Source organism: Butyrivibrio sp. NC3005, assembly GCF_000424545.1.
GTDB lineage: Bacteria > Bacillota > Clostridia > Lachnospirales > Lachnospiraceae > Butyrivibrio.
The window spans coordinates 140,810-153,281 of sequence record NZ_AUKC01000006.1; the positions used below are offsets into that span (position 1 = coordinate 140,810).

General features: G+C 32.9%; 7 protein-coding genes, 1 pseudogene and 1 CRISPR repeat array. All 8 genes and pseudogenes read left to right on the forward strand.

All coding sequences use genetic code 11. The features are described 5' to 3' along the window. Nucleotides 1–113 precede the first annotated feature (113 nt). Nucleotides 114–3,662 carry a diguanylate cyclase domain-containing protein gene (locus G634_RS0103065; protein WP_026504056.1) on the forward strand — a complete coding sequence of 1,183 codons (3,549 nt, stop codon included), beginning with the start codon at nucleotides 114–116 and terminating at the stop codon, nucleotides 3,660–3,662. 217 nt (nucleotides 3,663–3,879) lie between these two features. Next, a complete protein-coding gene (locus tag G634_RS0103070; RefSeq protein ID WP_026504057.1) occupies nucleotides 3,880–4,314 on the forward strand; it encodes an Hsp20/alpha crystallin family protein in 435 nt (144 codons plus the stop codon). Nucleotides 4,315–4,849: 535 nt separating this feature from the next. Further along, entirely contained in the window at nucleotides 4,850–8,920 is a 4,071-nt protein-coding gene (gene cas9, locus G634_RS0103080) for a type II CRISPR RNA-guided endonuclease Cas9 (protein WP_026504058.1), read from the forward strand. Then, nucleotides 8,917–9,789, forward strand: a complete 873-nt coding sequence (cas1, locus tag G634_RS0103085; protein WP_026504059.1) for a type II CRISPR-associated endonuclease Cas1 — start codon at nucleotides 8,917–8,919, stop codon at nucleotides 9,787–9,789. Before cas9 ends, cas1 begins: the two co-directional genes overlap by 4 nt. Further along, a complete protein-coding gene (gene cas2, locus G634_RS0103090; protein WP_242826753.1) occupies nucleotides 9,779–10,099 on the forward strand; it encodes a CRISPR-associated endonuclease Cas2 in 321 nt (106 codons plus the stop codon). Before cas1 ends, cas2 begins: the two co-directional genes overlap by 11 nt. Continuing rightward, a complete protein-coding gene (gene csn2, locus G634_RS0103095; RefSeq protein WP_026504061.1) occupies nucleotides 10,096–10,767 on the forward strand; it encodes a type II-A CRISPR-associated protein Csn2 in 672 nt (223 codons plus the stop codon). The genes cas2 and csn2 overlap by 4 nt, the downstream gene beginning before the upstream one ends. Before the next feature lie 57 nt (nucleotides 10,768–10,824). Continuing rightward, nucleotides 10,825–11,585: direct repeats of the CRISPR family, unit length 36 nt; unit sequence GTTTGAGAGCTTTGTTAATTTATTAGGATGTCAAAC. Nucleotides 11,586–11,741: 156 nt separating this feature from the next. Next, the gene (locus G634_RS17775) at nucleotides 11,742–12,257 is read left to right on the forward strand and encodes a hypothetical protein (RefSeq protein ID WP_196805276.1); all 516 of its coding nucleotides are present in this window, start codon (nucleotides 11,742–11,744) and stop codon (nucleotides 12,255–12,257) included. A 101-nt stretch (nucleotides 12,258–12,358) separates the two neighbouring features. Then, a pseudogene (locus tag G634_RS22070) lies at nucleotides 12,359–12,472 on the forward strand (IS200/IS605 family transposase); the annotation flags it as partial.

Genomic DNA, 12,472 nt, shown 5'->3' on the forward strand with positions numbered 1-12,472 from the left:
CAGAATGAAATTCATGAAGGATAATAGACCTATAAACATTATAGGTTCATTTTCCGATACATAAAGTGGTCAGCATTAATAGCTTTAAACATAACCTAGAAGAGGAAACTCATTTGAAGACTATTCGTTTTGATCAGGCGGAAAAAATCGCTCTGGAAAAATCCATTATTCCGCAAACGTTATTTAAGTTTAATGGCGTTTCATTTGAACCTGTAGTTGTGTCAAAAGGTCTTTGTGATTTTTTTGGTATTGATTCTGAAACTATCAAGAAGTATTTGATAGAGCACAGGTTTATTAATCGCGAGTTAAAAAATGAGAATTATGAAGATTTAATTATCAAATATATAGATCATAATGCACTTTTCATGTACGATTTGGAAAAAAATGGGAAGAAGCTGTTTTTTTCTAACATAAATTATTTTGAAAATGAAGAAGGTGAAGAATTAGCACTTGTTTATTATACAGATGTAACAGCTCTGTATTCAGACAACAATTTAAAGTCGATAGATGATTTTGCACTAAATACAGATTTACCTTTGATACTGAAGAACTATTGTGACAGTCTTACTAATATCCCCAATTCAAATTTTTTTATTTCATTGGCTGATAAATTAATTCATGAACTAAATGACAGTGGTAAGCAAATGGCATTTGTTTCATTTAGTCTCATGGATTTTAGAAATTTTAACGAAAGATATGGGGTTAACGAAGGTAATAAGGTATTAGTAACATTAGCATCTGCACTTGAGAGTGTTTTTTCAAAAAAAAGATGTGCTAGGATTGAGGGAAATATTTTTGCTGCATGCGGTGATAAAACCACGATAGAAGAAGATGTTAAGAAAGTCTTTGAATTATTTTTGAATAATAATAAAGATAGAAATCTTCTTCCAAAAGCAGGAATACATATATATGAAGAAAACGAATCAGTGATAGACGCACTTGACAGGGCTCACTTTGCATGTGAAGCGCTGATGTCTGCAGAAAAAGAATCCATCGTATGGTTTGACGATGGTATGAAGAAAGTTTTCGAGAGAAATCAATATATTCTAAGTAATATTGATAAAGCACTTGAAAATAGATATATAAAACCCTACTATCAGGGAATAGTAAGGCTTGTTAATGGTGAGATAAGCGAAGAGGAAAGTCTTGCCAGATGGAATGATCCTGAAAAAGGCAGTATTTTGCCAAGAGATTTTATTCCAGTAATTGAGCAGTCGAAATCCATTTATAAACTTGATTTATATATGGCTGAACGGATATTGGAAGATTTAAAAATCAAAGAGAAAAGCAATATCCAACTGGTTCCGGTAACACTTAATGTATCCCAGAATGATTTCTATATGTGTGACATGCCGACAGAGTTGTATAACAGAGTCAGAAAGGCAGGAATGCCTATAAGTTATCTCATTATAGAGATTCAAGGGAGAATTGAAGAAAAAGATTTTGAATTTTTCCGTATTCAGATAGCAAAACTTCACAGCTTTGGATTCAAAGTATGGATGAATCACTATAAAGGTGATTACATGTCCATGCGTATTTATCAGGGATTAAATATCGACCTTATAAAAATAGATGTAAATTTCGTACTTGATTATATTAAACATGCAAGAAATCCGCAAAGTATTAGAAATATCATATCGATTGCTGAAAATTTTGGATTTGATACATTGGCTATAGGAATAGAAAACTGCCAGCAGATTGGATTCCTTGAAGAATGTGGATGTACCAGACTGCAGGGATATTTCTATGATGAAGCAATACCAGTAGAAAGAATAATAGAAAATCCAGTTAAGATTCCAAGAGAAAATCCGGTTGAAGCAGAGTATTATGAAAAAATATCCAGAGTAAATCTCTTTGATTTAAATCTTCATGATGTTTTAAATGATAACAGCCCAATATTGGGAGATGCTGTCGCTGTCTTGGAGTTTCATGAGGGCAAGTACACTGTACTTCGCTCGAATGAAAATTATAGATATACAATAGGGCATATTTTTAAAGATAACCCCAGTAAAGTGTTTCCATATAAGATATATACTAGTGATGTTCAGGATATCATATATCAAAAGTCTATTGACAGATGCATCGAGACAGGAAACTGGGAATATTCTCATTTTTTGAAAAAAGACTATATAGTAGATGCGTTTAGCAGAATGATTGCATATAATCCAATGACGAATTCTTATGCGATTATTACTACGATTAATTCACTAAGAGATGAGAAATATTCTAACGTAGACTCTTTTTATGATAGGAACTCATTTGAAAGCAGTACTTTGAATGAATTGGAAATACTTGGACTATATTCTCATATGCCCGCAGCAATGGCAGTATTTCAGGTTATTCTGGATAATGAAGGACGTAAAGCAGTAGATGCAAGATATGTTTATGTAAATGATACATATCTGGATATGTGCGGTTGTAAAAGTGATGATATAATCGGCAAGCGTTTTATGGAGTATTACGCCAACAGTATGGATAGCTGGATGACATATTGCTATAGAGCTGTAGTTTTGCGCGAAGTGGTGCACGACATTATCTTCGCACAGGAAATAGGTTGCTGGCTCAATTTTACAATAGGACCATCAGTCATACCAGGGTGCTGCACCTATGTTTTTATGAAAATTGATGAAAATCAAAAAGAGAACGATTTAATTGCGCTAAATTCTGCAACAGATGATGCTATTATCAGAATTACCAAGTGCCTAAATGGTGATGATACTTATGAAAAGACAATGAATAAAGTACTTAGTGAAATAGGTAAGGTCATAAATCCTGACAGAATATATATAGTCGAAAAAGAGCAGAATTATTTCAGAAAAACTTATGAATGGCGCAAGAATGATAGTCCTTTTGTTTCAACATCTTTTGACAGAATAAATGAGAAAGTATTTGCAACTTTTACTAGAAATTTGAAAAAGGATAGCATAGTGCTTATTGAGGATATTGATAAATTAAAACAGGAATACCCTCAGCAGTATGACTATTTTAAGGAGCATGGAATATTACGCTTTATAGCAATTCCTTTCTATGAGCATAAAAAGCTTATGGGATACTTGTGCGCCAATAATTATGAAAAAAACGCTATTCTAGATACCAGAAAGATTCTAACCACAGTATCAAACTTTATTGCATTTAGAATATTAAATCAAAGACTTCTTGATCAACTCGATTATCAGAGTAGTAGAGATGAACTCACAGGTCTTTTGAACAGACGAAGTTTTTCAAGTGCATTAACGTATATAGCCAATAATAACAAGTCTTTTGGAATATTTTATGTAGATGCTAATAGATTCAAATATGTGAACGATACCTACGGACATGATGTGGGTAATAAAGTATTAGTCGAGATAGCAAAGAGATTAAAGGCAGCATCAAGATTCAAAGTATATCGAATAGGTGGCGATGAATTCGCAATTCTAGTTGATGAGACGATTAGTTATGCAGAATATGAGCAGATAAATGAGTCTATACTAAGCGAATTTGAAAGACCTGTTATACGCAATACTGAATACAATATAAGTCTGACAGTCTCTACGGGCTATGCTGTTGCTCCAGTTGACAGTGATGATATTGACAAAATAAGACAGATAGCAGATCAGAGAATGTATGAATGTAAGAAGAGAATGCACGATGAATCTCGCATTGACAAGGTAGTATTTTGAGAATATTTTGGTTTGACAAAGCTAAGCAAATGCAGACATTGTTCTATTAGTTATAGAACATTTATAATTAGTTTATACTTTCTTAATTGGATTATTGTTATACCTGTGCTATAACAATAATTGCAGAGAGGAAAAGAAATAAAAAAGTTAAAAATCCTCTCTCCAACAATAAAAAATGTTTCATCGCATCCTTCAGGATGCAGAAAGGAAGTATACTATGATGATGCCAATGCTGTGGAGAGATGTTGAAGATGAAATGATGAACCCATTTACAAACTGGACAAATTTTGCAGATGATTTCTTCGGAAAAGATTCAATGAACATGAAGACAGATGTTATCGAGGAAGATAACGATTATAAGCTTCAGGCAGATTTGCCAGGTTTCAATAAAGAGGATATCGGAGTTTCTCTTGAAAATGGAATGCTGACAATATCAGCAAATCACAAAGAAGACAATGAAGAGAAGAACGAGAAAGGCAAGTATATCCGCCGCGAGAGAAAGGAGATGTCTTTCCAGCGAAGCTTCAATGTCGGAAGTGATATACAGGCAAACGATATCAACGCAGAATATCAGAACGGAGTTCTTACTTTGATATTACCAAAGAAGGCACTTGAACAAAGAAAAGAAGTAGCAAGGATTGAAGTTAAGTAAGAAACAAGATGATAAAACAAGAATAATTAAAGACAAAAAGACAAGAAACAGTACTCGGACAAAAATAGAAATGCTAATAAAATGGGCAGGACAAGCTAATTGCATAGGAAGTTAATAAGGTAGAATGACAACCCCTCTCAATGCGGATAAAAGTAAGATAGTGTTAGAAAATCTTACACATGAAAAGCATTGAGGGGGGTTGATTATATTGGGTTATTCTTTTTCAGAAAAAAGGAAAACTTTATACTAGATTATTGAAGCGACTTTTGATGAAAAATAGTTCTTCTTATAGAAATCATGATAAAAATTAAATAATAATTGTACGATAACTATATTGATTATATTGATAACATCTACATGTGCTGAAGTTATATAATAAAATAGAAGCCATCTAAATGGCTTCTAAATAATCCGCACCATGCGGTTCTTAATAAAGACGATTCCGGTAAAACCTTATTTGCACTCGCTTTGTTAATTTATTAATTTGATGATATCACGTTTATTAATTAACTGTCAATGCTAAAGGAGTAAATCAATGAAAAAAGATTCTAATTATTTTGTTGGTCTTGATATGGGTACTAGTACAGTTGGATTTGCTGTTACAGATGAAAACTATAATCTTATTCGTATGAAAGGAAAAGACTTTTGGGGAATAAGAGAGTTTGATGAAGCTCAGACAGCAGCAGGACGTAGACAAAAAAGAACAAGTCGTCGTAGACGTCAAAGAGAAATAGCTAGAATCGGATTATTGAAAGAATACTTTCATGAAGCTATAAGCAAGGAAGATGAAAACTTTTTTATACGACTTGATAACAGCAGATTTTTTGAAGAAGATAAAGATAGCATCTTGTCTAGCCAAAATGGTATTTTTAATGATGTAGATTACAAAGATAAAGACTACTTTGCCCAGTTTCCGACTATTTTTCATCTAAGAGCAGCTCTAATAGAGGATAGTGTTGTTGCAGATAATAAATATTCTAGACTGGTGTATTTAGCTTTGTTAAATATGTTTAAGCATAGAGGGCACTTTTTGGGAGGAGAAATCAGTGATAGTGGAGATGCCTCCATAGAAAAAATCTATGCTGATTTTGTAAACATCTCTAATGCATTAGTGGGAGTGTCATTTCCTGAAAATGCTCATGGTATAGTTACAGAGATTTTAGCTGATTCTAGTATCTCAAGGACTGAAAAAGCAGCTCGAATGTTTGAAGCATTGGGCTTTTTGAAAAAGAATAAAATTGAAAATGTAATAGTAAAAGGGCTATGTGGACTAAAAATAGATGCAACAAAGATATTTGAGGAATTATCAGAAGAAAATAAAATTGATATAGATTTTTCTGATTCATCTTATATTGATAGAGAGCAGGAAATTTGTTCAGCGATTGGTGAAGAAAAGTATGAATTAATTGACCTGATGAAGCAGATATATGATTTTGGAATATTGTCAAAGCTGCTTCAGGGGAAAAGATACCTGTCTCAGGCAAGAGTTGACTCGTATGAAAAGCATAAAAACGATTTAAAAATATTAAAACAGGTCTATAAGACAGAATTGTCTGTAGAACAGTATGACCAGATGTTTAGATTTATAGATAAGGGTTCTTATAGTGCATACGTCAATTCAACCAATTCTTCGGGAGTTATAAAAGAAAATGAAGGTTTATGCAGAAGGTCGTTCCTTGGAAAAGGAAGGTCAAGAGAAGAACTATACAGCAAAATAAAAAAAGATTTGAAGAATTGTAGTAGCAAAGAAGCGTTGTATGTACTGCATGAAATAGAGAATGAATCATTTTTACCTAAACAGTTAACTTCGGATAATGGAGTTATTCCTAATGGCCTTCATAAAATTGAAATGGAAGCAATTTTGAGAAATGCTGAAAAGCATTTACCATTTTTGTTGGAAAAAGATGAATATGGAAATACTGTGAGTCAGAGAATACTAAAGCTGTTCCATTTTCATATGCCATATTATATTGGCCCTGTCTCAGAATATAGTAAAACAGGATGGGTTATTAGAAAGAAAGCAGGTCAGGTTCTTCCATGGAATCTTGAAGAAAAGATAGATATAGATAAAACGAGAGTAAGGTTTATTGATAATCTTGTGAGAAGATGTACATATCTTGCAGGTGAAAGTGTTCTTCCTAAAGCATCACTTTTGTATGAAAAGTACTGTGTACTAAATGAGATTAATAATCTCAGAATAGGTGGTGAGAAGATATCAGTTAACCTGAAACAAGATATTTATAATGACTTGTTCAAGAAAGGAAACAGGTTAACACGTAAAAAAATAGCTAAGTATCTGATAAATAGAGGCCTTTTGGACGAAGAAGATAAGCTAACAGGCGTAGATATTAATATAAACAACAGTCTGGCATCTTATGGAAAGTTTTATAAAATCTTTGGAGAGGATTTGGAAAAAGATTCTGTTAAAGAAAATGTTGAGAAAATTATTTATTATGCTACTATATTTGGCGATTCTAAGAAGGATTTAGAAAAACTACTAAAGAAAGATTTTGGCGATATACTTGATTCAGAGGCTATTAAAAAAATATGTAGCTATAAGTTTAAAGATTGGGGCAGAATATCAAAGGAAATGCTGGAATTAGAGGGATGTGAAAAAGGAACAGGTGAAGCATATACCATAATTCAGGCAATGTGGAGTACGAATAACAATTTTATGGAGTTGGTGTTTGGAGAAAATTATACTTTCAGAGATGAATTGGAAGCCAAACAGGTAAAACTCCAAAAAGAGCTTAATAGTTTTGCACCAGAAGATTTAGATGATTATTATTTTTCTGCACCAGTTAAACGAATGATATGGCAAACTGTCTTGGTATTAAAAGAAATAAGAAAGCTAATGGGGCATGATCCATCTCGCATTTTTATCGAGATGACAAGAGCTGATGGAGAAAAAGGAAAAAGAACTCAGTCGAGAGGAAAACAGCTCATCGAGTTGTATAAAAATATAAAGAATGAAGAAAGAGATTGGATTTCTGAGATAGATAAAGCTGATAAAGATGGCAGCTTAAGAAGTAAAAAATTGTATTTGTACTATACTCAGCGCGGCAGATGTATGTACACAGGAGAACCTATAGATCTAAGCGAGCTTTTCGACAAAAATAAATATGATATTGATCATATTTATCCAAGACATTTTGTAAAAGATGACAGCCTTATGAATAATCTGGTTTTGGTAAATAAAACAAAGAATGCCAGAAAGAGTGATACTTATCCTATAGAGAGATTAAGTGACAGCGTTTATCATTTGTGGAATTCGTTACATTCACAAAACTTGATAACTGATGAGAAGTATAGAAGACTGACATGCAGAAATCCGTTTACAGATGAGCAGAAGGCTGGATTTATTGCTAGACAACTTGTTGAAACAAGTCAGGGGACAAAAGCTGTTGCTGATTTAATCAAACAGTTATTCTCTGAAAAAACAACTGTGGTTTATTCTAAAGCGGGAAATGTTTCTGATTTTAGAAATGAAAACCAGCTTTTGAAATCTAGAGCAATTAACGATTTTCATCATGCAAAAGATGCATATTTGAATATAGTAGTTGGCAATGTATATTATACAAAGTTCACACTTCATCCTATGAATTTCATTAAAAATGAGCTATCAAAGGATGAAAAGAAATATCATTATAATCTGGATAAGATGTTCAAATATGATGTCGAAAGAAACGGCTATGTGGCATGGAGAGCATTAAAGGAAGGCGAAAAGAATCCTACTATAAATGTAGTTAAAAAAGTCATGGCGAAAAATACTCCACTTATAACAAGGTGGACTTTCGAAGCAAAAGGAGCTATTGCAAATGAAACTTTGTATCCGGCTAAGAAAGCAAAAGAAGATGGATATATTCCGTTTAAAACATCTGATGTTCGACTTGCAGAGGTTTCAAAGTATGGAGGATTTACAAGTGTTTCAGGAGCATATTTCTTTGTTGTAGAACATGATGATAAAAAGAAACGTATTAGAACAATAGAAAGTGTTCCAATATATCTTAAGGAAAAAATTGAGGCTTCAGAAAACGGGCTTTTGGATTATTGTATCGAAACTTTGAAATATAAGAATCCTCGTATATGTGTGCCTAAAATTAGGACTCAATCGCTTCTTGAGATAAACGGTTTCAGATGTCGAATAACGGGAAGAACTGGTAAGCAACTATATCTAAAGAGCGAAATTTCCTTGTGCTTAGATATGGATTGGAACAACTATATACATGATTTGGAGAAATATGATAATAGTGGGATATTTAATAAGACTATTACAAAGGATAAAAATATAGAGTTATACGATGTGCTATTAAAAAAGCACGTGAATGGAATATATAAATCAAGGATGAATGCAATTGGCGGAAAATTAGAAAGCGGAAGAGATAAATTTATCGAGCTGGAATTAGATGGACAATGCAGGGTATTATTACAGATGATAAAAATATCTAATTCTGAAAAAAGTGCAAACTTGGTGGATATAGGAGCTAGTCCTTCAACGGGTGTTATGCTGATTAACAAAGTTTTAAAAAATGATTGTTCGATTTATTTAATTAATCAGTCGGTTACAGGCATTTACGAAGAGAAGGTTGATTTGTTAAAGGTATGAGCTGGAGAACTGTTGTAATCTCTAATAGTGCGAAGCTTGATTATCAGATGGGCTTTATGGTGGTTAGAGGTGATGAAACTGTAAAAGTACATATCGACGAAATTGAAATGTTAATACTTGAGAGTACAGCTGTGTCAATGACAGCTGTACTCTTGAGCGAACTTACTAAGAAAAAGGTTAAAGTTATTTTTTGTGACGAGAAGCGAAATCCCTCTTCAGAGCTTATTCCTTATTACGGCGCTCATGACACAAGTTCAAAAGTAAGAAAACAGATGTCATGGAGTTCAGATTTAAAGGCAGCAGTTTGGACTGAAATCGTTACTGAAAAAATAAAAAAGCAGGCTGAGCATTTGAGAGATTGTGAATTGAGAGAAGCTGAAATGTTATTTCAGTACATCAAAGAATTAGAATTTGGAGATGCAACTAACAGAGAAGGTCATGCAGCAAAAGTATATTTCAATGCTTTATTTGGAAAAGATTTTACCAGAACAGCAGAAAATAGTATAAATGCTGCGCTTAACTATGGATATGGCTTGATATTATCAACCTTTAACAGAGAAATTGTTTCAAATGGATATATAACTCAAATTGGACTTTTTCATGACAATATGTTCAATCAGTTTAATTTGGGTTCAGATTTGATGGAACCATTTAGAACAGTTGTTGATAAAAAGGTTAAGAACCTTCATCCTGACAAGTTTGATCAAGAGGAAAAACATGAGATGCTAAGTATTTTGCAACAAGAAGTGATAATAGCTGGAAGAAGTGAATACTTGACTAATGCTATAAAAATATATACCAAAAGTGTTTTTGATGCATTAAATGATGAGGATATTTCATTGATAAAGTTTTACCGATATGAATTATAGATATATGAGAGTGTTGGTGTTTTTTGATTTACCAGTTTTAACAAATAGCAATCGAAAGGCTTATAGAGATTTTAGAAAATTTCTTCTAAAATCAGGTTTTATGATGGTACAGGAATCTGTTTATTGTAAGCTAGTGCCAAATAGTACAACCGGAGATACAGTAATTGATAATATCAAAAAGAATAAACCGCCAGCAGGATTGGTGCAGGTTCTAAAAGTTACTGAGAAACAATACAATAAAATGGAATTTATTGTTGGTGATAAGAAAAGTGATGTAATAGATTCAGATGAAAGAATTGTAATCTTATGAGGTTTTATAACAAAGAGTATAATTTGGAAATTGTTTTCATTGAAAATGTTATAGTAGATATCGTGTGCGAGAACAAAAAGGCATTTGGAAGCATGATACTAGATTTAATATCAGAAACTGCCAGTCAGGACGGAGCTTGGATATTATCTGAAAATGAAGATGAGTTGTCAATTTCTAAGTTAGTGGAAATAATTGTAAATCCATTTGAAGTAACTTGTAATGATAAAAAGATTATCAATGCAATTTATAAGGAACTTAAGAGTATTATAGATTTAAACTATCCAGAGTTGTATGCTAAAGCTAACTCTGAAATGATAGAGATGATAGACGCAGCAGTGATGGATGTTCCTTATCAACTTGAATATGAGCTTGATGGGGCATTAGAGAATATTTTTAAAATCTATTCAATCAGATTTGATGAAAAATACACGTCTTTGTTGGATAGGGTTATTTCTTACATGAAAAATGCCCATCAGGTTTTGCATAAGAAGATTTTTGTCTTTGTCAATCTTAAATCGTTTATGGAAGACTCCGAAATACAGATGCTGTATGAAGCAGCTAAATATGAGAAAGTATTTCTTATAATCCTCGAAAGTCAGGATAATCCTAAATTAAATGATGAAAATAAAATGATAATAGATAAGGATTTGTGTATAATAAAGGTATAAATTAACAAACATGTCGCAAGCATGTGGCTCGGAGATAACCTCGATTTGAGGTTTGAGGTTTGAGAGCTTTGTTAATTTATTAGGATGTCAAACTAGTGATGGTGATGAATATTTCAGATTAAGTTTGAGAGCTTTGTTAATTTATTAGGATGTCAAACGATGGATATTCCGGCTCATTCACTAAGCAAGTTTGAGAGCTTTGTTAATTTATTAGGATGTCAAACAGTAGCGGTGCTATAAGTAATATAGCACCGGTTTGAGAGCTTTGTTAATTTATTAGGATGTCAAACTCTTTGAGGCCTCACTCATTGACGCGTGCCGTTTGAGAGCTTTGTTAATTTATTAGGATGTCAAACCGTATTTTTGACCTCTATATTCATATTCCAAGTTTGAGAGCTTTGTTAATTTATTAGGATGTCAAACAATTGTAACTTCTCCAGCTGGTAAAAGAAAGTTTGAGAGCTTTGTTAATTTATTAGGATGTCAAACATAGACATAATAAGTTAGCTAACATGATAAGTTTGAGAGCTTTGTTAATTTATTAGGATGTCAAACTATCTCGTTTAACAGTGTACTAACTTGTTCGTTTGAGAGCTTTGTTAATTTATTAGGATGTCAAACGCTTTTTTGTCCGAAAACTTACCCACCAGGTTTGAGAGCTTTGTTAATTTATTAGGATGTCAAACAAAGTTGTCACTAGCTGGATATAGTGCTGCGTTTGAGAGCTTTGTTAATTTATTAGGATGTCAAACTGAAGATTATGGAGAGAGGATTACGCAGCTGTTTGAGAGCTTTGTTAATTTATTAGGATGTCAAACTCTGTCGCTCTTGCCATGTCCTTACCTCTGTTTGAGAGTTTTAATCGCAATGCTTAAACTTCACGCTTTTTTATGCGCAGGCATAAAATAAAGGAAGTTGAATTTGTAAATTCAGACTATGATAATCTAAAGGCAGTAAGAAGTATCTGGATATGTATGGATACAGCAGATGATGAAGATTCAATCAATCGTATACATTTTGTGCAGGATACGATATATGGAAAAGAAATGAAACTTGCAAATTTAGATAAGGTGCAGGGAGTAATAATACGATTAAGGAAAAACAGCAATCTAAAAGAATCAGAGAACAAATTGATCGCAATGCTTGAAGATTTGATAATGAGGGATGATTCATTTTCCATAAAAAAGAAAAAACTTTCAGAATACGGAATCATAGTAGACTTAGAAACAGAAAGGAGGCTGAACACAATGTGCAATTTAAGTGAAGTAATGATAGAACGTGGACTTGAGCAGGGACTAGAGCAGGGTCGAGAGCTTGGACTTAAGCAAGGCAGAGAGCAGGAGAGAACTGTTATTAATTCTTTGAATCTTTTATTAATCAATCAAAACAGGTTTGAAGATTTAAAAAGAGCAGCTTCCGATAAGGAATATCAGTCAAAGTTAATAAAAGAATTGTTGGAGAATGATACAGAAAACAATAGTAAACAGTGATTTTGTTTTTTTGATAACATTGGCGGCGCACACTCGTGACTTTAGTCATGAGTTAGCCGCCTTTTCTTGACTCTGCTAATTACGTATGGTATTATATAGATATGGATAAAGATAGAATATTTACAATAAAATCAGATGCAACGCATGGTAGAGGGCATGTATACTGCTTACAGTACCATATAGTATGGTGCACCAAGTATCGTAAGAAGGTCATT

Bases quoted from the DNA above. Each gene is read 5' to 3' on its own strand.
- cas2 (WP_242826753.1), top strand. From the start codon at position 9,779: ATGAATTATAGATATATGAGAGTGTTGGTGTTTTTTGATTTACCAGTT.
- cas9 (WP_026504058.1), top strand. From the start codon at position 4,850: ATGAAAAAAGATTCTAATTATTTTGTTGGTCTTGATATGGGTACTAGT.
- G634_RS0103070 (WP_026504057.1), top strand. From the start codon at position 3,880: ATGATGATGCCAATGCTGTGGAGAGATGTTGAAGATGAAATGATGAAC.
- G634_RS17775 (WP_196805276.1), top strand. From the start codon at position 11,742: ATGGATACAGCAGATGATGAAGATTCAATCAATCGTATACATTTTGTG.
- csn2 (WP_026504061.1), top strand. From the start codon at position 10,096: ATGAGGTTTTATAACAAAGAGTATAATTTGGAAATTGTTTTCATTGAA.
- cas1 (WP_026504059.1), top strand. From the start codon at position 8,917: ATGAGCTGGAGAACTGTTGTAATCTCTAATAGTGCGAAGCTTGATTAT.